Source organism: Zavarzinia sp. CC-PAN008 (assembly GCF_051903925.1).
Lineage (GTDB): Bacteria > Pseudomonadota > Alphaproteobacteria > Zavarziniales > Zavarziniaceae.
Genome location: NZ_CP173678.1, coordinates 761334 through 783784, shown reverse-complemented (window position 1 = coordinate 783784; position 22451 = coordinate 761334). Strand labels below are relative to the sequence as shown.

21 protein-coding genes and 1 riboswitch are annotated in these 22451 nt (G+C 67.9%); of the genes, 7 read left to right on the top strand and 14 right to left on the bottom strand.

The features are described 5' to 3' along the window. Window positions 1–48: 48 nt before the first annotated feature. A complete protein-coding gene (locus ACI6GS_RS03810) occupies window positions 49–804 on the bottom strand; it encodes an ABC transporter ATP-binding protein (RefSeq protein WP_439816450.1) in 756 nt (251 codons plus the stop codon). 55 nt (window positions 805–859) lie between these two features. On the opposite strand from ACI6GS_RS03810, the gene ACI6GS_RS03805 reads away from it, so the two are divergent. Further along, window positions 860–1597, top strand: coding sequence for an arylesterase (locus ACI6GS_RS03805; protein ID WP_439816449.1), 738 nt, complete (start codon window positions 860–862; stop codon window positions 1595–1597). 13 nt (window positions 1598–1610) lie between these two features. On the opposite strand, the gene ACI6GS_RS03800 is transcribed toward ACI6GS_RS03805, so the two are convergent. The 5 genes from ACI6GS_RS03800 to ACI6GS_RS03780 all read right to left on the bottom strand — a co-directional run bounded on the left by ACI6GS_RS03800 (window position 1611) and on the right by ACI6GS_RS03780 (window position 6281). Further along, window positions 1611–2210, bottom strand: a complete 600-nt coding sequence (locus tag ACI6GS_RS03800) for an HNH endonuclease (RefSeq protein WP_439816448.1) — start codon at window positions 2208–2210, stop codon at window positions 1611–1613. 159 nt (window positions 2211–2369) lie between these two features. Continuing rightward, window positions 2370–3509 carry an NAD(P)H-dependent flavin oxidoreductase gene (locus tag ACI6GS_RS03795; RefSeq protein WP_439816447.1) on the bottom strand — a complete coding sequence of 380 codons (1140 nt, stop codon included), beginning with the start codon at window positions 3507–3509 and terminating at the stop codon, window positions 2370–2372. Between the two features lie 52 nt (window positions 3510–3561). Beyond that, window positions 3562–4047, bottom strand: coding sequence for a MarR family winged helix-turn-helix transcriptional regulator (locus ACI6GS_RS03790; protein ID WP_439816446.1), 486 nt, complete (start codon window positions 4045–4047; stop codon window positions 3562–3564). Window positions 4048–4080: 33 nt separating this feature from the next. Further along, window positions 4081–5292 (bottom strand): MFS transporter, encoded by a 1212-nt coding sequence (locus ACI6GS_RS03785; protein ID WP_439816445.1) that lies wholly within the window; start codon window positions 5290–5292, stop codon window positions 4081–4083. A gap of 254 nt (window positions 5293–5546) precedes the next feature. Continuing rightward, complete coding sequence (locus tag ACI6GS_RS03780) at window positions 5547–6281, bottom strand: SDR family NAD(P)-dependent oxidoreductase (RefSeq protein WP_439816444.1); 735 nt, start codon at window positions 6279–6281, stop codon at window positions 5547–5549. A 70-nt stretch (window positions 6282–6351) separates the two neighbouring features. On the opposite strand from ACI6GS_RS03780, the gene ACI6GS_RS03775 reads away from it, so the two are divergent. From ACI6GS_RS03775 to ACI6GS_RS03755, 5 genes are all read left to right on the top strand, one after another. Beyond that, window positions 6352–7731 (top strand): hypothetical protein, encoded by a 1380-nt coding sequence (locus ACI6GS_RS03775; RefSeq protein WP_439816443.1) that lies wholly within the window; start codon window positions 6352–6354, stop codon window positions 7729–7731. A gap of 120 nt (window positions 7732–7851) precedes the next feature. Then, entirely contained in the window at window positions 7852–8379 is a 528-nt protein-coding gene (gene hslV, locus ACI6GS_RS03770) for an ATP-dependent protease subunit HslV (protein ID WP_439817929.1), read from the top strand. Next, window positions 8376–9686 (top strand): ATP-dependent protease ATPase subunit HslU, encoded by a 1311-nt coding sequence (gene hslU / locus ACI6GS_RS03765; protein ID WP_439816442.1) that lies wholly within the window; start codon window positions 8376–8378, stop codon window positions 9684–9686. The genes hslV and hslU overlap by 4 nt, the downstream gene beginning before the upstream one ends. Continuing rightward, window positions 9683–10120: a PaaI family thioesterase gene (locus tag ACI6GS_RS03760; RefSeq protein ID WP_439816441.1), complete on the top strand. Its 438-nt coding sequence runs from the start codon at window positions 9683–9685 to the stop codon at window positions 10118–10120. The genes hslU and ACI6GS_RS03760 overlap by 4 nt, the downstream gene beginning before the upstream one ends. Window positions 10121–10221: 101 nt before the next feature. Continuing rightward, window positions 10222–11997 carry a carboxylesterase/lipase family protein gene (locus ACI6GS_RS03755; RefSeq protein WP_439816440.1) on the top strand — a complete coding sequence of 592 codons (1776 nt, stop codon included), beginning with the start codon at window positions 10222–10224 and terminating at the stop codon, window positions 11995–11997. An 81-nt stretch (window positions 11998–12078) separates the two neighbouring features. On the opposite strand, the gene folE is transcribed toward ACI6GS_RS03755, so the two are convergent. The 5 genes from folE to ACI6GS_RS03730 form a co-directional block, all read right to left on the bottom strand. After that, window positions 12079–12708, bottom strand: a complete 630-nt coding sequence (folE, locus tag ACI6GS_RS03750) for a GTP cyclohydrolase I FolE (RefSeq protein WP_439816439.1) — start codon at window positions 12706–12708, stop codon at window positions 12079–12081. A gap of 128 nt (window positions 12709–12836) precedes the next feature. Beyond that, entirely contained in the window at window positions 12837–13229 is a 393-nt protein-coding gene (gene apaG, locus ACI6GS_RS03745) for a Co2+/Mg2+ efflux protein ApaG (protein ID WP_439816438.1), read from the bottom strand. 156 nt (window positions 13230–13385) lie between these two features. Then, window positions 13386–14585: an O-succinylhomoserine sulfhydrylase gene (metZ, locus tag ACI6GS_RS03740; protein ID WP_439816437.1), complete on the bottom strand. Its 1200-nt coding sequence runs from the start codon at window positions 14583–14585 to the stop codon at window positions 13386–13388. A 65-nt stretch (window positions 14586–14650) separates the two neighbouring features. After that, window positions 14651–14727, bottom strand: a riboswitch (SAM riboswitch). A gap of 42 nt (window positions 14728–14769) precedes the next feature. After that, window positions 14770–15219 (bottom strand): PaaI family thioesterase, encoded by a 450-nt coding sequence (locus tag ACI6GS_RS03735; RefSeq protein ID WP_439816436.1) that lies wholly within the window; start codon window positions 15217–15219, stop codon window positions 14770–14772. A gap of 253 nt (window positions 15220–15472) precedes the next feature. Beyond that, window positions 15473–17014: an anti-phage dCTP deaminase gene (locus ACI6GS_RS03730; RefSeq protein WP_439816435.1), complete on the bottom strand. Its 1542-nt coding sequence runs from the start codon at window positions 17012–17014 to the stop codon at window positions 15473–15475. Between the two features lie 125 nt (window positions 17015–17139). Between ACI6GS_RS03730 and ACI6GS_RS03725 the strand changes: the two genes are divergently transcribed. Then, the gene (locus tag ACI6GS_RS03725; protein WP_439816434.1) at window positions 17140–17916 is read left to right on the top strand and encodes a creatininase family protein; all 777 of its coding nucleotides are present in this window, start codon (window positions 17140–17142) and stop codon (window positions 17914–17916) included. Here ACI6GS_RS03725 and ACI6GS_RS03720 read toward each other — a convergent pair. The 3 genes from ACI6GS_RS03720 to ACI6GS_RS03710 form a co-directional block, all read right to left on the bottom strand. Continuing rightward, on the bottom strand, window positions 17913–18848 hold the full coding sequence (locus tag ACI6GS_RS03720; protein ID WP_439816433.1) for a thioesterase family protein: 936 nt from the start codon (window positions 18846–18848) through the stop codon (window positions 17913–17915). The genes ACI6GS_RS03725 and ACI6GS_RS03720 overlap by 4 nt on opposite strands. 12 nt (window positions 18849–18860) lie before the next feature. Next, on the bottom strand, window positions 18861–19847 hold the full coding sequence (locus ACI6GS_RS03715) for a 2-hydroxyacid dehydrogenase (protein WP_439816432.1): 987 nt from the start codon (window positions 19845–19847) through the stop codon (window positions 18861–18863). 120 nt (window positions 19848–19967) lie between these two features. Further along, on the bottom strand, window positions 19968–22346 hold the full coding sequence (locus ACI6GS_RS03710) for a heavy metal translocating P-type ATPase (RefSeq protein ID WP_439816431.1): 2379 nt from the start codon (window positions 22344–22346) through the stop codon (window positions 19968–19970). Between the last annotated feature and the right edge of the window lie 105 nt (window positions 22347–22451).

Genomic DNA, 22451 nt, shown 5'->3' with positions numbered 1-22451 from the left:
CGATCGCCCCCCATGGGGAGGCCATGGCGGACACCAGCCCGGCACGCCCTAGGCATGGGCCGCGCGCAGGGCTTGGGTGGGGCTGTCGCTTTCGACCTGGCCATCGCGCAGGCGGATGACGCGGTCGCACCGCGCGGCCAGGGCCATGTCATGCGTGACGAGCAGCAGCGTGGCGCCGCGCTCGCCCTGCAGCGAGAACAGCAACTCGATGATCGCCTCGCCCGTGGTGCCGTCCAGGTTTCCGGTCGGCTCATCCGCCAGCAGCAGGCGGGGCCCCGGGGCGACCGCCCGGGCCAATGCCACGCGCTGCTGCTCGCCGCCCGAAAGCTGCGCGGGATAGTGGCGGACGCGCTGGCCCAGGCCGACCCGTCGCAACGCCGCCTCTGCCTGGGTGAAGGCGTCGCGACGGCCCGCCAGTTCCAGCGGCACGGCGACGTTTTCCAGCGCCGTCATGGTGGGGATCAGATGGAACGACTGGAAGACGATGCCGACCCCGGCGCGCCGATGCAGGGCCAGGCCATCCTCGCTCAGGTCGTTCAGCCTGCGGCCCACAACCTCGACCGTACCGGACGTCGGCCGTTCCAGGCCTGCGATGACACTGAGCAGGCTCGACTTGCCAGAGCCGGAGGGGCCCACCAGACCGACGCTTTCCCCTGGATTGATGCGAAGGTCGATGCCCCGCAGGATCGTGACGGGGCCGGCGTCGCTGGCCAGTTGCAGCTTGACCTTGTCCAGGGCGATGACAGGCCCCACGTCGTGCTGAACCTGAGGCGGATGGGATACTGGAATGCGAGACTGTGGCATGGGCCCCCTTGGCCGCCGGTCGGGCCGCCCCCTGGATAGCGCCGCGACGGGTCTGATGCCATCGCTTACGGCTTGGGGGCGGAACGCGGATCAGACCCGGCTGTGGGCCCTATGGCGATATATCGCGCTGTTCCTGGCTTTCAATGTCGCGGCCGCGATCGGACCGGATTCGGCCGCGCATGCCCAGGCTTCCTCGGCCCAGGCCGCCCCGGCCCAGGTCCGCGTCCTGGCCCTGGGCGACAGCCTGACCGCGGGCTATGGCCTGGATCCGGAACAGGGCTTCACCGTACGGCTGGCGGAAGCGCTCAAGGCAAGGGGCATCGATGCACGGGTCGAGAATGCCGGCGTCTCCGGCGACACCAGCGCCGGCGGCCTGGCGCGCCTGGACTGGGCGCTGGGCGCTTTCAACGGGGCGACGCCCGACCTGGTGATCGTGGAGCTTGGTGCGAACGACGCCCTGCGTGGCCTGGACCCGCAGGCCACGCGGGAGAACCTGCGCACCATCCTGCAGCGGCTGAAGGAGAAGGGCGCGCCGGTGCTGCTGGCTGGGATGATGGCGCCGCCCAACCTGGGCCCGGACTATGGCCAGGCCTTCAACACGATCTATTCCGACCTCGCGACGGAGTTCGACGTCGCCCTCTATCCCTTCTTCCTGGATGGCGTCGCGGCCGAAGCGGCCCTGAACCAGGCGGACGGCATCCATCCCAACGCGCAAGGCGTGGACGAGATCGTGAAGCGCATCACCCCCCACGTCGCCGCGGCCCTGGCCGACGGGACGCAGGCCACCAAATGATGCCCGGGGCCCCTCAAGGCTCGAGTTCGCTGTCCCAGTAGAGATAGTCGCTCCAGCTGTCGTGCAGGTAGTTGGGCGGAAAGTAGCGGCCGTTCTCCTGCAGGATCCGCACGGTGGGCATGTCGGGACGGCTGCGCAGGTGCATGCCGCACTCGGCAAGCAGGCGTCCGCCCTTGCGCAGGTTGCACGGCGAGCAGGCGGTGGTCACGTTCTCCCATGTCGTGCGGCCGCCCAGGCTGCGCGGGATCACGTGGTCAAAGGTCAGGTCGTCGGGCGCGCCGCAGTACTGGCAACGGAAGCGGTCGCGCAGGAAGACGTTGAAGCGGGTGAAGGCGGGGTGCCGCGCCGGCTGGACATAGGTCTTCAGCGACACGACCGAGGGCAGCCGCATCTCCATGCCGGGAGAGCGCACGACCCGGTCATATTCCTCGACGATGTTCACGCGGCCCAGGAAGACGGCCTTGATCGCGTCCTGCCACGACCAGACGGACAGCGGGAAGTAGCTCAACGGCCGGTAGTCGGCGTTGAGAACCAGCGCCGGACAGGCTTCGCACGGAATGATGGCGGCTGCGTACAAGCGACCCTCCACCCAGGCAGGACCAGGCGTCCCCATCCCGCCGCCCATCGTCTGAATCGGGCGGGACTGGGGACCAAGTACACCATTACCGGCGTACCATCGCCAAGGACCTTAACGTTGCCGGCATGACACGCCGGTGACACCTGGGGATACGGGTGGGACGCGCGGACGCACCGCCACGCGTTGCCTGTGGGATCAGCCCTCCGCCAAGTCCACCATGTCGGAAATCGCCTCGGCGAATTCCTGCTTGAAGTCCTGCACCACCTGGCGGGCCGACAGCACGTCGTCGACCAGGCCGACACCCTGGCCCACGAAATAGGTGACCAGTTCGCGTGCCTGGGCATTGCCGCCGGCGGCCGACTTGTCCACGCGGTGCAGGGCCGGCTCGCTGATCAGCGTCTGCAGCGGCATGGGCAGGGGGCCTGGGCTGTTCGAGCCTTCCCACGCATCGGTCCAGGCCGAGCGGAGCTGGCGCGAGTACTTGCCAGTGCGGCTCTTGGACCGCACCGTGTCGCGGGACCGGGCGGCGACCATCTTCTCGCGGAAGATCTCGCTCGTCTCGGACTCGGTCGTGGCGAGCCATACGGAGCCGGTCCATACGCCGGCCGCCCCCATCGCCATGCAGGCCGCCATCTGGCGCCCCGTCATGATGCCGCCGGCCGCGACCACGGGCACGTTGCGGCCCTTCAGCGCGCGCACGACCTCAGGGATCAGGACCAGGGTCGAGACTTCGCCGCAATGGCCGCCGGCCTCTCCCCCTTGCGCCACGATCAGGTCGACGCCGGCATCGGCCAAGCGCACGGCATGCTCGCGCGCGCCGGCCAGGGCGGCGACCGGGACGCCGTGCTTGTGGCCCAGGTCGATCATCTCCTTGGGCGGCACGCCGAGGGCATTGGCGATCAGCTTGATCGGATGGTTGAAGGCCGTCTCCAGCAGCTTCATCGCGTTCTCGGGCCAGAACGGCGGCGGTGCATCCTCCCGCGTTACGTTGGGCAGGGCGTTGCTGGCCGTCTCGACGCCGTGCGCCTCCAGCAGCTCCTTGACGAAGGTCTTGTGCGCTTCCGGGATGCGCTTGGCCAGCGTGCCCGCGGTCAGGGTCTTTTCCTCCTTGACCGCCATGTTCTCGGGGATCAGCACGTCCAGGCCATAGGGCTTGCCGTCGACATGCTCGTCGATCCACTTCAGCTCGACCTCAAGCTGTTCGGGCAGCAGGCCGGTCGCCCCCAGCACACCAAAGCCGCCGGCCTTGCTGACCGCCGCCACCACGTCGCGGCAATGGCTGAAGGCCATCAGCGGGAACTCGATCCCCAGCATGTCGCACAGAACGGACTTCATGGCGCCCTCCCGATTGTTCGTGAGGCGAACAATAAGCCGCCAGGGCCGGAGGTCAATCGTCCAGTACCGACAGCGGGTCGAGCGGCCCGTCATGGCGCCGGGCGTCCAGGACATAGGCCAGTTCGTCGAACGCCTGCAGCAGGCGCTCGGCATCGCCCTGCTCGAACACGGTCGGCAGGTAGCGGGCCAGCGCCTCCTCGAACTGGGCATGGCGGCGCACGCCCTCCGCCGTCAGGCGCAGGCGAAAGGCGCGGCCGTCGCTGATGTCGGCCTCGCGCGCGATCAGACCGCGCTTCTCCATGTCGGCGACCAGGGCGGATGCGGCGGGCCGGCCGATGGCCGCGGCCTGGGCCAGGTCGATCGCCCGCTTCGGCCCACGCTTCAGCATCAGCATGAAGCGGTATTGCGGGATCGTGATGTCGGCCCCGCGCGCCACCCGCTCCAGGTCGCGGAACAGGACCACGATGGTGCGGGCCGCCAGGATGAAACGGCGGTCAAGGTGATCGCGGGCGGGCGGTTCGTCGGGAAGGGAGTCCATGTGGCGGCCAGTCTAGCCGCGCACGCCCCGCCCTCAAACCGCCGTCGCCAGGCGTCGCGGGGCCGGCCACAGGGCGGCGGCCAGGATGGCCCCGCCGGCCACGACATAGGACGCCCCCGGATCGATGTCATAGGCCAGCGTGCCCACCATCGGGCCCAGGACGATGCCCAACCCTTGCGCCGACGAGACCGTCCCCGCCGCGCTGCCCTGCTCGTCCGGCCCGACCGAGTTGGCCGCCAGGGCGCCAAACGCGGGAAAGACCCAGCCCATGCCCGCCGCCGCCACGAAGTGCGAGGCCCACAGCGCCCAGTCGCTGGTCGCAAGGGCGGTCGACGCAAAGCCCAGGCCGGCAACCGTGCCACCCACGCGGATCAGGCGGTCCGGCGTCCAGGTCAGGCGCCGCACGACCAGTTGCGACAGGATCAGCGCAACGCCGACCGTGGTCAGGGCGATGCCCGAGGCCCGCGCCGCCGCGCCCGGCGGCAGGCCCAGGCGGTCCAGGGCAAAGAAGCCGACCACGACTTGCGCGGTCGACACCGCCAGCATGGCGGCAAAGGCTACTGCGATCGGGCGACGCAGGCGCGGATCGCCAATGCGCACCGGCGGTGCCGTGGTCGGCCGGTGATGCTCGACCTTGGGCAGCGACCGCCACAGGAACACCAGAGCCAGCAGCGGGAGCAGGCCCAGGCCATAAAGCGGCAGGCTGAGCCCATAGGGGGCCAGCACCGCCGCCAGGGCTGGTCCGATCACCATGCCGATGGCATTCGCCGCCCCCAGCGAGGCGATGGCAGACGCCCGCCGCTCCGGCGGAAGGTTGTCGGCGACAAGGGCGGTCGACGCGGCGGGGATCGCCGCATAGAACGCCCCCGACAGGCCGCGGCCGATGGTCAGGCCCAGCACCACCAGCCATACGGTAGGCAAGGTGCGCAGCGCGACGTCGATGAACAGGCACATGGCGAAGTAGGCCACGGCAAAGCCGGCCATGCCGGCCAGCAGGATCGGCCGCCGCCCGATCCGGTCGCTGGCACTGCCCCAAGCCCTGGCCGACAGCAGCCACATCACGCCCGACGCGGTCAGGATGAAGCCCGCCTGCCATGGCTGCAGCCCCAGGACATGCGACAACGGCCCGACCAGGGAGACGAAGGCCATCGTCGCCATGATGCCCGACGCACCGGCGACGACCAGCGGCACCAGGCTGAACGCCCCCGCAGCCCCGTCCTGCCGGGCCGCTTCCGCCTCAGCCATTCCCGTTTCCCCCTCGATCCGATTGTCGCAGCTTACCTGAGAATCGCTCGCAACATAAGCTGGGCATTGGGTGGGGATGGACTGGAGACAACGCTGCGGCCAGTGTTGCGCCAACATCCTTCGAGACGCGCGCAATGCGCGCTCCTCAGGATGACGCCCCTTGGAATTGTCCAATCATAACAACGGCGTCATGCTGAAGAGAGCCCGCAGGGCTCGTCTCGAAGCATGATCCCCAACGCACCGCGCCTCCGCCGCTACAGCGCCAGTCCGCCGTCGACCAGGAGCTCGGCGCCGGTGACGAAGCTGGCGGCGGGGGAGCAAAGGTAGAGCGCGGCTTCGGCGATCTCCTCCGGCGTGCCCATGCGGCGCAGAGGCGTCGACTTCAGCACGGCGGCGTTGAGCCGGTCGTCGTTCGCCTCCAGCATCTTCGTGTCGATGACGCCGGGCAGGATCGCGTTGACGCGGATCTGATGGCGGGCCAGGTCGGCGGCGGCACTCAACGTCATGCCGCGCACCGCCCATTTGGTGGCGCCATAGCCGAACATCATGGGCGTGGCCTGGGTGCCGGCGACGGAGGCGATGTTCAGGATCGCCCCGCCGCCTTGCGCCTTCATCGCCGGCACGACCGCCTTCATGCCCAGGAAGACGCCCATCTGGTTGACGCGGAGCAGCGCCTCCATCGTCTCGACGGTCGTGTCTTCCAGGCGGCCGACGCGGTAGATCCCGGCATTGTTGACCAGGATGTCGATGCGCCCGAACGCGTCCAGCGTTCGCTCCACCACATGCGCCCAGCCCGCTTCCCAGCCCACGTCATGGCTTACGAAGAGGGCGTTCGGGCCGATGGAGGCCGCGACCTCCGCGCCCCGCTCCGCCTCCAGGTCGGTCAGGACGACGCGCGCGCCCGCCTTCGCGAAGAGCCTGGCCTCTGCCTCTCCCTGGCCGCGCGCGGCTCCCGTGACGATCGCGACCCGTCCATCAAGCTGGCCCATGAATGCTCCTCCCCTGGTTATCCTGGTTCTTGGTCCGCCAGCATAGCGCGGGCCGATGGAGGGCCAAGCAATGCGCACCGTCCTGGCCTTGGCTCTCCTTGCCCTGCTGTCTGGCCCAGGCCGCGCGCAGGCCGCTGCCTGTCGCTATGACGGCACGCTGGACGAGGCGCTGGTCCTGGTCATGGCGGTGCACTGCCCGGCCGAGGTGACGGCCGGCCGCTTCCTGGACGCGTCCATGCTGCCCTTCCTGGTGGTCACGGACCTGACGGGTACGCCGCTGACCACCCGCAGCAGGATCGTCCTGCCGTCAGCACCGGGGGGCGGCACGGGGCTGCGCTACCGCCTCGACCTGCTGGCCTATGGCCGGGCAGAGGACAGCAGCGATACCGCGCGTGCCCTGGGGCAATCGGTGCTGGCCGTCGGCAGTTCGTGGCTGATGCAGCCGCAAGCGCCGCGGGACCTGTCCCTGTCGATCGCCGTGACCCCCGCCCCAGGCCTGGACTTTGCCAGCGCCCTGTCCGTGGAGGACGGGCGGCGCGTGATCCTGGCCGGTGCGGTCTGGGCGATGGGCTACAGCGCCTTTGGCCGGATCGCGCGCCACGCCGTGGCCCTGCCGGGCCGTGACGGGGCCGAGGCCACGATCGACGTCGCGCTGCTGGACGGGGATTTCGGCTTGCCGCGTCCGCGCCTGCTGGCCTGGATCGCCCGCCAGGCCCAGGCGGTGGGCGACTTCTATGGCGGGTTTCCCCCGCCCGCCATGCTGCTGGCGGTGATGCCGCGCAGCGGGCGCGCCGGCGTCGGTTTCGGCCGCACGATGGGGGCGGGGGGCGTCAGCGTGGCGATCGCGGTCGGCAATCGCAGCACGGTCGAGGGCCTCAACGACGATTGGGTCCTGGTGCACGAACTGATCCACGCCGGGATGCCGTACATCTTCGCCGACTGGCTGATGGAAGGGGCTGCCGTCTATTTCGAGCCCATCGCTCGGGCCCGCGCCGGCCTGCGGTCCGAGGCATCCGTCTGGCGCGAATGGGTGGAGAACATGCCCCGTGGCCTGCCCGCCATGACCGGCAGCGGGCTGGACGGCGGCGACCATGCAGCGACCTATTGGGGTGGTGCCCTGTTCTGGCTCCTGGCCGACCTGGAGCTGCGGGAGCGCAGCGGCGGCCGCGTCGGGGCCGAGGACTGCGTGCGCGCCCTGTCGCGCCGCATTGGCGATGCGTCGGCCCGCATCCCCTTCGGCCCGGTCGTGCCCCTGTGCGATGGCATCACGAACGGAGACACATTCGCGCGCCTGGTCGCCGGGCACGTGACCCGCGGCAGCCCCGTCGACCTGACCGCGCTCTGGCGTGACCTGGGCATCCGGCCCGAAGGCGACCGGGGCCTGGCCCTGGACGATGCGGCACCGCGCGCCTGGGTGCGCCGCGCGATCGTTCCCGGCCGCCCGGAATAGCGTCCCGCGCGTGCGCCGGGGGAAGAAGGGCTTGATCGCGGGGGCGGGATCGCCACATGGTCCCGACATGCCCCAAATTCCATTTCGCGGAGCCCGGCCTTGAGCGACGGCGCCCCCACCATGCACGGCACGACGATCCTGTGCGTGCGCCGTAACGGCCGGACGGTCATCGCCGGCGACGGCCAGGTCAGCCTGGGCCAGACGGTCATGAAGGCATCCGCCCGCAAGGTGCGGCGCATCGGCGACGGCAACGTGATCGTCGGCTTTGCCGGGGCCACGGCCGATGCCTTCACCCTGTTCGAGCGGCTGGAAGCCAAGCTGGAGCGCCACCCGGGCCAGCTGGCCCGGGCCTGTGTCGAGCTGGCCAAGGACTGGCGCTCGGACCGCTATCTCCGCCGGCTTGAGGCGATGATGGCGGTGGCGGACAAGTCGGCGGCCCTGATCATGACCGGCAATGGCGACGTGCTGGAGCCGGACGACGGCCTGATCGGCATCGGCTCCGGCGGCTCCTACGCGCTGGCCGCCGCCCGCGCGCTGGTCCAGTTCGACCTGGACGCGGAGGAGATCGCCAGGCGCGCGATGAAGATCGCCGCCGACATCTGCGTCTATACCAACGAACGCCTGACCATCGAGACGATCCAGGAATGACCGACTTTTCCCCGCGCGAGATCGTCTCCGAACTCGACCGCCACATTGTCGGCCAGCACGATGCCAAGCGTGCCGTCGCCATAGCGCTCCGCAACCGCTGGCGCCGCCAGCAGCTGAGCCCCGAACTGCGGGACGAGGTTCAGCCCAAGAACATCCTGATGATCGGCCCCACGGGGGTCGGCAAGACGGAAATCTCCCGCCGGCTGGCAAAGCTGGCCGGTGCCCCCTTCCTGAAGGTGGAGGCGACGAAGTTCACCGAGGTCGGCTATGTCGGCCGCGACGTCGAGCAGATCGTCCGCGACCTGGTGGAGGTGGCGATCACCCTGGTGCGCGAGAAGAAGCGCAAGGAGGTGACGGCGCGGGCCGAACTGGCGGCCGAGAACCGGGTGCTCGACGCCCTGGTCGGCGAGGGCGCCAGCAAGGACACGCGCGAGAAATTCCGCGCCCGCCTGCGCAATGGCGAACTGGACGACAAGGAGATCGAGCTGAACGTTGCCGACAATTCGGCGATGCAGATGCCGGGCCTGGACATTCCCGGCATGCCCGGCGCCTCCATGGGTGTCGTCAACCTGGGCGACATCTTCGGCAAGGCGTTCGGCAACCGGACCAAGCGCAAGAAGCTGAATGTCCGCGACAGCCACGCCGTCCTGCTGGCCGAGGAAAGCGACAAGCTGCTGGACCAGGATGTGCTGGTGAAGGAGGCGATCAGCGTCACCGAGAATTCGGGCATCGTCTTCATCGACGAGATCGACAAGATCTGCGCCCGCTCCGAGCGCCAGGGGGCGGACGTCAGCCGCGAAGGCGTGCAGCGCGACCTGCTGCCCCTGATCGAGGGGACGACGGTCGCCACCAAGCACGGCACGGTCAAGACCGACCACATCCTGTTCATCGCCAGCGGTGCCTTCCACCTGGCCAAGCCGTCGGACCTGCTGCCGGAGCTTCAGGGCCGCCTGCCGATCCGGGTCGAGCTTCAGGCGCTCTCCCGCGCCGATTTCCGCCGCATCCTGACCGAGCCGGAAAACAGCCTGATCCGCCAGTACGTCGCCCTGATGGGGACGGAGAACGTGACGCTGGACTTCACCGACGACGGCATCGACGCGCTGGCCACCATCGCGGCAGAGGTGAACGGCAGCGTGGAGAACATCGGCGCGCGGCGCCTGCACACCGTGCTGGAGCGGGTGCTGGACGAGGTCAGCTTCACGGCCAGCGACCAGCCGGGCTCGACCGTCACGATCGACGCCGCCTATGTCCAGGCGCATGTGGCGGCGCTGGCCGCCAATACCGACCTGTCGAAGTTCATCCTGTGAGCGAGATCGCGGCGGCCGAGGCCGCGGGCGCCCGGCCGCCGCCGCAGGGCTTCACCGTCTTTCGCCGCATCTCGCACTACATGCAGCTGATCGGCCCGGCCTATGAGGCGGGGGCCGGCGCCGACTACCGCATCGGCCTCTATATCGACGAGCGGCACACCAACCGCCGGGGGGAGACGCATGGCGCCGTGATGGCGGCGCTGGCCGACACCCACCTGGGCCGCCTGCTGATCCAGGCGACCAATCCTGATGCGACCTTTGCCACGATCCACCTGGGGCTCGACTACCTGGCCCCGGCAAAGGTCGGTCAGTGGCTGGAAGCGCGCGGCCAGGTCGACCGTATGGGCCGCTCCGTCGCCTATTCCAGCGGTTTCCTCTACGCCGACGGCAAGGCCGTCCTCAGGGCCACCGGCGTCTTCCGCATCCTGGGCTAGGACGCTTGCCCCAAGCCGCAGGCTCAGTGCGCCGCGCCGGGCTGGTGCTGCTGACATCCCGTGCATCTGGTACCCTGGGGCCGTACGGGAGAGTCCAGGACATGTTCAACAAGATCCTGCCGAAGTGCAGGCGCATGCGGTCGGGTCTGATTGCCCTGGCGCTCCTGGCGGGCGCAGGTGCGGCCCAGGCGGCGCCGCCGACGGTCGCCACCACGACGGGGCGCTTCACGGGCGTGCCATCCCCCAGCAATGCGGCCGTGAACGCGTATCTGGGCATCCGCTATGCCGCCCCACCGGTCGGCGCCCTGCGCTGGACGCCGCCACGCGCGCCGGCCGTCCCCGCCGGGACCGTCGTCGCGCGGACACGGGGGCCGATCTGCCCGCAGGCCCCGACCAATCCGCCCCAGGCGCAGTCCGAGGATTGCCTGTCCCTCAACGTCTACGTCCCGGCGACCGCCCTGCCCACGGCACGCCTGCCGGTCTATGTCTGGATCCATGGCGGCGCCCTGGTCAGCGGCAGCGGGTCCGCCTATGACCCCTCGGCCCTAGTCGCCGAGAACGGTATCATTGTCGTCACGCTCAACTACCGGCTGGGCGCCTTGGGCTGGCTGGCCAGTCCGGGGTTGAAGGCGGCCGCTGCCAGCGCGTTGGAGGGCAAGGGCGACTCAGGCAATTACGGGCTGATGGACCAGCAGTTCGCACTGCAATGGGTCCAGCGCAACATCGCGGCATTTGGCGGTGACCCGGCCAAGGTCACGATCGGGGGCGAGTCCGCCGGCGGCCTCAGCGTCATGGGGCACCTGGTGTCCACGACCACGGGCCGTGGGCTGTTCCGCGCCGCGATCGTGCAGAGCGGCGCCTACATGGTGCACCAGTTGCGCTCGGTCGGGGCCTATCAGGCGACCTATGCCACGGCGTTCGACCGGGCTGCCAGCTGTGCACCGGGGGCGGTCGCCTGCCTGCGCGCGCGGCCTGTCGCCACCATCCTGGCGGCGCAGAAGGCGGTCTTTGGATCCTTTGGCATCGCGCCGGCATGGGGCACGCGGATCCTGCCCCGCGCGCTGGATCCGGCCTTCCAGACCGGGCAGTTCATCCGGGTGCCCATCCTGCACGGCACCAACGCGCATGAAGGCCGCCTGTTCGAGCCGCTGCTGTTTCCCTGGCTTGGCAGCGCGGCGACGGTCACGGCGGCGGGCGGGCCGGCCAGCCATGCGATGAAGACGCCCAACGCCCTGTGCGCCGTGGTGCCGGGGGTCCCCGCACGATGCACCTATGCCCAGGCCATCGGCATCTTCCTGAACGCGATCGGCGCGCCCGCGCTGAACACCCCGACCTTCGTGGCGCAGCTGGCCGCCGCCTATCCCCTGGCGCGCTTCCCCAACCGCTACCAGGCCAATGCCGCAAGCGCTGACATGGCCCTGTCCCAGATCTTCACCGATGCGACCTATGCCTGCACCGCTGCCTGGGCCAATGCCCGGCTGAAGGGGTTCGCGCGCGTCTTCGCCTATGAGTTCGACGATCCCAACGCGCCCCCGGTCGATGGCCCGCCGATCGCGCCGCCCAACAACCGCCATGGCTTTCCCAGCGGCGCGGCCCATGCGGCAGAGCTGCAGTTCCTGTTCGACTTCCGCGCGCCCCTGTCGAGCGTGGAGCAGCAGCAGGCCCGCATGATGCGCACCTACTGGGGCAATTTCGTGAAGTCGGTCGATCCCAATGTCGGCCGCGCCGTCCCCGCCTGGCCTGCCCAGGCGGCGGCGACGCAGCCGGTCCAGGCCCTGGTCCCGCCGCCGGCGGTGACGCGGCCGCTGGCCACGTTCTGGCAGCAGCACCAGTGCCAGGTCTGGGACCCCATCATCGTCTGGCAGAACCAAAGCTGAAGCAGGGCCGTGACGGCACCAAGGACCGCCGCGCCCTGAACCCCGGGTCCTGGCTCCCCGGGTCCTGGCTCCCTGTCCGGCTCAGCCGCCCACGCTGCTCGACGGGTTGCCGATCACCGTCAGGAATTCACGCCGGGTTAGCGGGTCGTTGCGGAAGGCGCCCAGCATGCGGCTGGTCACCATCGTCACGCCCGGCTTGTGCACGCCGCGGGTCGTCATGCACTGGTGCGCCGCCTCCATCACCACGGCGACGCCTCGCGGGCGCAGGACTTCGGCGATGCAGTTGGCGATCTGCGCCGTCAGCTTCTCCTGCACCTGGAAGCGCCGGGAATAGGCGTCGATCACCCGCGCCAGCTTCGAAATGCCGACGACGCGGTTCGAGGGCAGGTAGCCGACATGCGCCTTGCCGATGATCGGCACCATGTGGTGCTCGCAATGGCTCTCGAAACGGATGTCGCGCAGCACGATCATCTCGTCATAGCCCTCCACCTCCTCGAACGTCCGCTGCAGCAGCTCGACCGGGTCGGCGTGGTAGCCCGCGAAGAACTCCTCGTAGGAGCGGGCGACGCGGGACGGGGTGTCGATCAGGCCCTCACGCGTGGGATCGTCACCGGCCCAGCGCAGCAGGGTGCGGATCGCGGCCTCGGCCTCCTCGCGCGTCGGGCGGGGCTGGGCTGCGGGCTCCAGGGCCAGGGCGTCATTGTCGGGCATGGCGGTCATATCCTGGGTGCGTCGGCCCGCCGGCCGGGGTCTTGTGCCGCGGCGAGCCGCCCCGTTTGAAGGAATGGGTAAGGGATCGGCGATCCCGATGAAGGGGTCTTGCGCGCGTCGGACGACCGCTAGTTCAGGCGGACCGCCTGATGCGGGCTGTCCAGGGAGAACGCGGGGATCGCCACGTCGAAGCTCTCGCCGTCATTCGTGACCATGCGATAGGTGCCGACCATGATCCCCGATGGCGTCGTCAGCGGGGTCCCGCTGGTATATTCGAATGTCTCGCCCGGCTTCAGGACGGGCTGCTCGCCGACGACGCCGGGACCGCGGACTTCCTGCACGCGGCCAAAGCTGTCCGTGATGCGCCAATAGCGGTCGCGCAGCTGCACCGTCTCGTTGCCTGTGTTGGCGATCGTCACCCGATAGGCCCAGACATAATAGTTCTCCTCAGGCGAAGACTGATCGTCGAGGTAGAGAGGGCGAACGGTCACGCCGATCGATCGTGTCGTCTTCGTGTACATGCGCCAATGCCTGGGGCGAGCCCCAGCCCCCCATGATGAACCCTGGCCTGGACATGGTGGCCAGGATGGATGTCGTTGCCTGACTATCGGACCGGCCCGCCCGGATGTCCAGGCAACGTAGCCCCGACATCCTTACGGGCGGGACCGGCGCCCGGATCAACGCAGCGCCTGCTCCAGGTCCTCGATGATGTCCTGCGCATCCTCCAGGCCGACGGACAGGCGCACCATGCCGGCGCCGATGCCCAGTTCCACCTTCTGCTCCGGCGTCAGGCGCTGGTGCGTGGTCGAGGCCGGGTGCGTGATCAGGCTCTTGGCATCGCCCAAGTTGTTGGAGATATCGATGAGCTGCAGCCGGTTCATCACCTCGAAGGCGCGGGCCTGGCCGCCGGGCAGCTCGAACGTGACGACCGAGCCGCCGACGCCGCCCATCTGCTTCTGGACCAGGTCGTATTGCGGATGGTCCGGCCGGCCTGGATAGCGCACCCGGCCCGCGGCCTTGGTCTCCGCCAGGAAGTCGGCGACCTTGGCCGCGTTCTCGCAATGCCGGGTGACGCGCAGTTCCAGCGTCTCCAGCCCCTTGGCCAGGACCCAGGCATTGAACGGGCTCATCGACGGACCCGTGTGGCGCAGGTACTGGTTCAGGTGCTGGTCGTGGAAGTCCTGTCCCGCCAGGATGCAGCCGCCCAGGCAGCGGCCCTGCCCGTCAATGTGCTTGGTTGCGGAATAGACGACGACATCGCAGCCCAGCTCCAGCGGATGCTGCAGCAGGGGGGTGGCAAACACGTTGTCGACCACGACGACCGCACCCACGGCATGGGCCAGGTCGGCCACCCGCTTCAGGTCCACGACCTCCAGCGTCGGATTGGCCGGGCTTTCCAGGAAGACGCAGCGCGTGGGCTGCGACAGGGCGCGCTCCCAGGCGGCGGGATCCGTCGGGTCGACCAGCTCCACCGTCACGCCGAAGCGGGGCAGCACCTCCTCCAGGATGTAGCGGCACGAGCCGAACAGGGCCCGGCCCGCCACGACCCGCTCGCCCGCGCGCACCTGGCACAGCAGGGCGGCGGCGACGGCGGCCATGCCGCTGGCGGTGGCACGGGCGGTGTCCGCCCCCTCCAGCAGGGCCATGCGGTCCTCGAACACGCTGGCGGTGGGATTCGCCAGGCGGGAATAGGTGAACCCTTCGGCCTGCCCCTTGAAGCGCGCCTCGGCCGTTTCCGCATCGTCATAGCGGAAGCCGGAGGTCATGTAGATCGCCTCCGACGTCTCGCCCAGGTCCGAGCGGCGGGTGCCGCCGCGGACCAGCCGGGTCGCGGTGCGCCAGTTCCTGGCCATGTCCTTCGTGACGATGCGCGCCATCCATGCCTCCATGCCCTGGCCCCGCGCGGGGTGCCGTCGGGCACAAAAAATCCGGCCTGAAGCCGGGGCATGACGCTCCGGCCATTTTAGCGGTGTTTAACGTGTCCGCAAGCCAGCCGGCTCAAATCCCACGAGCGCGCACCCTAGGCCCGGCATGGCGTGCGAATCAAGGGGCTTCGCGGTCTTACCCCGTGAAGCCGCCAGGCGTCGGGGTCAGCGACTTGAACACCCCGGTGCCGGTCATCACGGTTCGGTCGCCGACCCAGATGCGGCCGTTGACCGTGGTCAGGTCGCCATTGCGGCCGACCAGTTCGCCCGTCCCCTCGACCCAGTCGCCAATATGGGCGGCGGCCACGAAGTCGACCATCAGGCGCACCGTCACCCAGAAGTGCCCGGCCTGAAGCGAGACGACATGGCCGAATGCCATGTCGGCAAAGGCCATCAGCATGCCGCCATGGCAATTGTGCATGCCGTTGGCGTGGTGCTCCTCCACCATGAAGGCACGGGTATAGCTGTCCCCCTCCACCTTCTCGTAGAGCGGCCCGATGATCCGGCCAAAGCCGCGGAACCAGTTGAGCGGATAGAACCCCTGCGGCAGCACGAAGCTTTGCGCCGCAGTCAAGTCGTCGGACACTACTTAAAAATTCCAGATCTAATAGAGCGATTAATTATCTCTTGTATAACCTTCTCTTTTCGAACGTCTGCCAATAAAATTGGCTTCCGGTGTGGCAAATCGACATCCAGGTTTGCATTTGCCTTGCTCGACGTGTGTCGGGATTCAGAGAAGGCTATGCTTAATTGCCGTTCTTCGGCGTTATCCTGATTTGCCATTGCATGCCCCCTTCGCCGCCTTAAGGCGGTTTCCATACAGTAATTTTATAATCTTGTCAAGTTATATTGTCTCTATTTTCGATTTCGCGAAGCTCCCGGACAATTCTGTCCTCGTATGAGGTAAAGCTATCGATAAATGGTGCGTATATCGGCCGAGCAGTTATTCGGTCAAATTGCACAAGTCTACCGTTCTTCTTTCGGTCTAAGTGATTATTAAAAAGGCGTAATATATTTTTCGGCGCAACACCTTCATATTGTAGAAAATGTACTACCCCATGCTTCTCCTCATCGTCCGACGCTGCATCGCTATGTAACTCCAGAGCCAAACTCTTTTTGTACGGTTGAATAAAATACACAGCCTTTATCCCGCTTGCGACTATGTGGCGGGCGCAACTGTGACAGGGAAAGGTGGTGCAAAATAATGTGGCTCCTACCAAACCCTTACTGCCTGTACGAGCCACTGACAAAATCGCCTCCATTTCCGCATGGACTGCACGCGAGAACTCAGTAAGTGAGTCGATTCTGGTTCCAGATACGACCTTTGAGAAGTCATACTTTGATATATCCCTCTTGAATAACTTTTTTGACTTAAGGGCATTCCAAATTTCGCCAAATATTTCTCCCTTTTTCTTATCATTGTGACAAATCGGTTCATCCCAACGAAAACATCTATTATCTGATCCATTTGTGCCTGTACTCGCAGAATATAGCCCACCATTGAAACGTGGCACGTCGTTCCAGCCAACACCAATGAGCTCACCTCGTTCATCCACAATCGCGGCACCAACCTGTCGAGAGAGACACCCTGATCTCGCCGCCACAGATTCTGCCTCATACATTGCCGACTCCGAAGGTAGGGGCGTATGGATTTTTGTGAAGAATATCAATTCAAGATATCTTCTGATTGTGTCGCGTAGGTGACCGTCATCCGATTTGTCATTTCGAATAAAGAAGTCACTTTCTGAAAAGATCTTTCGGACCTTCTGTCCGAAATCTATATCTTCTCCGTCGTCGCGCTCAAAAATTGGGACTAACGCCTTTCGCGGATATCCAAGTTTTAACAGGCGGCCTTCCCGAACAGAGACTGGCGCAAAGACGCCAACTGTCCACATCAAATCTCCATACAGTTCCTTAAGACATTTATACTCTTGATCGTTTTTCAGTGAATCTATTATAAACGCCCTACGAAATATCTTTGGGACCGGATTTCCACTTTGCGAATTTACTTGATATCCATCTTGATGACGCTTCGATGCAATCTTCTCTACCACCTTCCTCGCCAGGTAGTCCGATCCATAGCGCCGTCGAAGTTCATTGCCTACCTCTTGAAGGTGAACCGTCCTTTCAGAAAGATCTTCTCCCTTATGCGGGCCGAACCCGACTCTCGGCGCTTCCTCCCGAATAATATCACTCATCTTAATCGGCTTGAAGACTTCGTAACCGTACTCCTTATCCAAAACCTCAGAGAGCACTTGAGCCGATTTGGTGACACCAGAACCGACCGGTCCTACAAACGCAAAAATCAGTTCAACAGCACGTCGGTCGGATATCTTCTCGGCAGGAGCATCGCCTTCCAATCCGAACAGGTCCGATCTCATGGCTTCGGGTGAACCCACAGCACATACCTCTCATCGAATGATACTGTTCCGCCTTGAGCGTGGGTACAGCATTGATTTTGTTCACTCAGCCAGTCAAGCGTGTATCCCCAGAATGGATGGCAGATATGGAAGGTGTCTGGCTTGAAGACCTGACCTGGCCCGAGGCGGCGCGCTGGTTCGATGCGGGCGCCGTCGTGGTCGTGCCGATCGGGGCCGCGGCCAAGGAACATGGCCATCACCTGCCGATGATGACCGACTACCTGACCGCCCGCGCGCTGGCCCAGGGGGTGGCGGAGGCGCTGCCCGTCCTGGTGGCGCCCGTCATCGCGCACGGTTTCTACCCGGCGTTCCGGCACTATCGCGGCAGCCAGAGCCTGAAGGCCGACACCTTCCGCCGGGTGCTGGAGGATGTGCTGGGCGGCCTGGTGGACGATGGGGCCACCCGGATCCTGATCATCAATACCGGCGTCTCGACCGAGCCGGTCGTGGACCTGGCCGCGCGGGCGATCTTCGACGCGACGGGCGTGCGCATCGCCACCGGCCACCTGCGCCGCCTGGGGACGGAGGTGCGCCGCACCGCGCGCCAGCGCATGGGCGGCCATGGAGACGAGCTTGAGACGTCCTGCCTGCTGGCGATCGCGCCCGAGCGGGTGCTGATGGACCTGGCGGAGCGTGACTATGGCCACGAGCGGACGGTCCCCGCCCATGTCCTGGTGCGGCCCGGCAACCTGGATCCCGACCCCCAGTCCGGTCCCGACTACAGTGCCACCGGCGTCTTTGGCGATCCCACCCTGGCCAGCGAGGACCTGGGCCAGCGGCTGATGACCGCGATGGTCGACGACCTGATCGACGGCATCATGGCCCTGTGGCCCGAAGCCGACGACCTGAGGCCGGTGGACTAGGCCTGCGGCACTCCCCGCCAGGGGCGCAGGGCGGCGGCCAGGCCGGCGCGGATGTCGTCGGGGATCGCGATCGACTTGCGCGTCTCGAAGCTGAAATAGATCGCCGTGACCTCGATCGTGGCGCACGCGGCCCCCGTCTCGGCGTCCAGCATCCAGTGGAACAGGTGCAGCGTCTTGGGCCCCATCGTGTCGAAGCCGCTGCGTAGCTCGATCAGGTCGCCGGCGCGCGGTGGGGCGATCCAGTCGATGCGGTATTCCAGCGCCGCGGAGCCCAGGCCGCGGGCCTTCATCTCCTCCCAGCTCGGCATGCCCGACAGGCGGACATGGCCGATCGCGTCGGAGCAGCGGGTGATGAGCGAGCGCCGCGTCAGCAGGCCCGCGCGGTCGCAGTCGGCGGGGCGCACCACGCCCTGATAGGTCGGAATCAGGCCCAGCCGATCCGCCGCCGCCGCACAGGGCGTGACGCCGCCCGTGGCGATCAGGGGCGCCTGCTCCGCCAGGTCGAGCGCGGCCAGTGCTGGCAGGGGCAGGAAGCCCGCCGGCGAGAGCAGGCCAAAGTCGGTGTCCAGGTTGGCCGACAGCGTGCCCGCCACCGCATCCTCGATCACGGCATTGAGGCGCAGCGTGCCGGCCCCGGCGATCCCGGCGCCGAAGGCGACCGGCGTCTGACGCACCAGGATCGTGGCACCGGCGTGCAGTTCGCGCCGGAACTGCAGGCGTTCCTGACGCGGGCGCAGGATGGGACCGGCGCGCCGGTCCAGGCCCATGCGCTGCTTCAGGTATTCGTCCGCGTCGTCGAAATGCTGGCCATAGAAGCGCACGTTCATGTGCCCCATCTGGTCGCATTCCCAGGTGTTCACGCTGGTGCGCAGCGCGATCGCGCCCTGCCCCTGCGTGGCCGCCTGTGCCGCGCGTCCTGCGGCCACGTTCATGCCGGCGGGCCCCTAGAGCAGGCCCTCCAGCACGCGGTCGGGCGGGCGGTGGCCGTCGACGAAGGTCTTGATGTTGATCAGGACCTTTTCCCCCATGTCGATGCGGCCTTCGATCGTGGCGCTGCCCATGTGGGGCAGCAGCACGACATTGTCGAGCGCCAGCAGCTTGGGGTTCACCGCCGGCTCGTGCTCGAACACATCCAGGCCGGCGCCGGCGATCTCGCTTGCGATCAGCATGCGGGTCAGCGCGTTCTCGTCGATCACCTCGCCGCGCGCGGTGTTGACGACGATCGCGTGGCGCTGCAGCAGCTTCAGCCGCCGGGCCGACAGCAGGTGGTAGGTGCCGGGCGTATGCGGGCAGTTGACCGAGATGATGTCCATGCGGGCCAGCATCTGGTCCAGGCTCTCCCAATAGGTCGCCTCCAGCTCCTGCTCGATGCCCTCGTGCACGCGATTGCGGTTGTGATAATGGATCGACATGCCAAAGGCGCGCGCCCGCTTGGCGACAGCCTGGCCGATGCGGCCCATGCCGATGATGCCCAGCCGCTTGCCCCAGATGCGGTGGCCCAGCATCCAGGTGGGCGACCAGCCGCTCCACTCGCCCCGGCGGATCACCCGCTCGCCCTCGGCCACGCGGCGCGAGACCGAGAGGATCAGGGCGATCGTCATGTCGGCCGTGTCCTCGGTCAGGACGCCGGGGGTGGAGGTGACGGTGATGCCGCGGCTGCGCGCGGTGGCCAGGTCGATATGGTCGACGCCGGTGCCGAAATTGGCGATCAGGCGCATGTCCGGGCCGGCCTGGCTGAGCACCCGCGCGTCGACCCGGTCGGTCACCGTGGGCACCAGGACGTCGGCGGTCTTCACCGCCTCGATCAGCTCGGCCTGCGTGAACGGATGGTCGTCATGGTTCAGGCGGGCCTGGAACAGCTCCATCATGCGGGTCTCGATGGCTTCAGGCAGCTTGCGCGTCACCACGACCACGGGCTTCTTCACCGGCATCCAGATCCCCTCCCACAGCCCTTGCGGGCGCGGTGCCTCCCATAGCATCTGGGCGGCCCAGCGACAAACGCAGCGCGCCCAGAACACTCGCCAATCCCGCGGCGCGGGACAGCCGTCACACTATAGCGGCACCCGGCGCAGGCGCAGCGCGTTCGTGATCACGCTGAACGATGACAGGGCCATGGCCGCGGCGGCAACCATCGGCGACAGCAGCAGGCCCAGAACAGGATACAACACGCCCGCCGCGATGGGCACGCCGGCCGCATTGTAGACGAAGGCCAGCCACAGGTTCTGCCGGATGTTGCGCATCGTGGCCTGCGACAGGCGGCGCGCGCGCAGGATGCCGCCCAGGTCGCCGCCCAGCAGGGTCAGCCCGGCCTGCTCCATGGCGATGTCGGTGCCGGTGCCCATGGCGATGCCGACATCGGCCGCGGCCAGTGCAGGCGCATCGTTGATGCCGTCGCCGGCCATCGCCACCACGCGGCCCTCCGCCTTCAGGCGCGCGACGACCGCGGCCTTGCCCTCCGGCAGGATGTCGGCCTCAACCTCCATAATGCCCAGGCTGCGGGCGACGGCATGCGCGGTGGTCGCGCTGTCCCCGGTCAGCATCACGATTCGCAGGCCCGCGTTGCGCAGGGCCTGCAGCGTGCCCGCCGTGCTGTCCCGGACGGTGTCCGCGACCGCCAGCAGGCCGGCCGGCTGGCCGTCGATGCCGGCCAGGATGACCGTCGCGCCATCCGCGCGCAGCCCCTCCGCCCGGGCGACCAGGGATTCGGCGACGATGCCATGCTGGGCCAGGAAGCCGGCATTGCCCAGGACGACGGCGTGGCCGTCGACCCTGCCGGCCACGCCCTTGCCGCTGGCCGTCTCGACCGCCTCGGCGCCCGGGATCGCCAATGCGCGCGCTGTTGCGGCCGCCACGATCGCCTCGGCCAGGGGATGCTCGCTGGCCCGTTCCAACCCCGCGGCCAGGCGCAGCAGGTCATCGCCGGCGATGCCGGCCGTCGGTTCCACCGCGGTGAGTCGGGGCCGCCCCTCGGTCAGGGTGCCGGTCTTGTCCACCACCAGCGTGTCGACGCGCTCCAGTCGCTCCAACGCCTCGGCCGAGCGGACCAGCACGCCGGCCTCGGCCCCGCGGCCGACGCCCACCATGATCGACATGGGCGTTGCCAGGCCCAGCGCGCAGGGACACGCGATGATCAGCACCGACACCGCCGCCACCAGGGCATGCGCGATGCGCGGCTCCGGCCCCCACAGCGCCCAGGCGGCGAAGGCCAGCAGCGCCGCGATAATCACCGCCGGCACGAACCAGGCCGAAACCTGGTCGGCCAGGCGCTGGACGGTCGCGCGGCTGCGCTGCGCGTCCGCGACCAGCATGACGATGCGCGCCAGCAGCGTTTCCGACCCCACCTTTTCCGCGGTCATGACGAAGCTGCCGCTGCGGTTCAGGGTCCCGCCGATCACGGGATCGCCCGGGCCACGCGCCACGGGCAGCGGCTCCCCCGTCACCATCGCCTCGTCGATCGTGCCATTGCCCTCGGCGATGCGGCCGTCCACCGGCACCGTCTCGCCTGGGCGCACGCGCAGGGCATCGCCCGGCACGACCTGGTCCAGCGGCACGTCCTTCTCGTGCCGGCCGCAGGGCGACAGGCGGCGCGCCGTCCGGGGGCTGAGGTCGAGGAGCGCGCGCAGCGACCGGCCGGTTCGTTCCCGCGCCACAAGTTCCAGGACCTGGCCCAGCAGGACCAGCGTGGTGATCGTGGCCGCTGCCTCGAAATAGACGGCGACGCTGCCATCGGGCGCGCGCACCGCCGCCGGGAACAGGCCGGGCGCCAGGGTTGCCACCACGCTGTAGATCCAGGCGACGCCGGTGCCCAGGGCGACGAGGGTGAACATGTTCAACTGGCGCGTGACGACCGATTGCCAGCCCCGCTCAAGGAAAGGCCAGCCCGCCCACAGCACCACGGGGCTGGCCAGGACAAGGCCGATCCAGGCCGCGGTCCGGGCATCGACCAGGTGCAGGCCCAGGGCATGGCCCCCCATCTCCAGGATGAAGACCGGCAGGGTCAGCAGGCCCGCGACCCACAGGCGGCGGCGCATGTCGACCAGTTCCGGATTGGGCCCGTCATCACGGCTTGGCATGGCGGGTTCCAGCGCCATGCCGCAGATGGGGCAGGTGCCGGGCCCCATCTGCCGCACCTCCGGGTGCATCGGGCACGTATGGGGCACGCCCACGGCCGCCGGGGACGGCGGGGGCGCGGCCCTGGGCTTCCGGAACGCGTCCGGGTCGGCGGCGAACCGGCCGCGGCAGCGCTCGGAACAGAACAGCCAGGTGTGGCCGCCATGATCGTGGCGGTGGCGGGCCGTTGCGGGATCGACCGTCATGCCGCAGACGGGATCGATCACCCGCCCGTCTCCGGTCTGTTCCGGCGCAGGTCCGGACGGGATGCCGGCCTTGGCACTGCCGCAGCAGGCGCCGTGTGCATGCGTATGGCCCATGGGGTCCTCCATGCCGCCTCATGTGGACCTTCCCCCATGGTCAAGGTCAAGGGTCGATTGCGCTTGACCTTGACCATGGGGGAAGGTCGACGCTGCCCCGGCTAC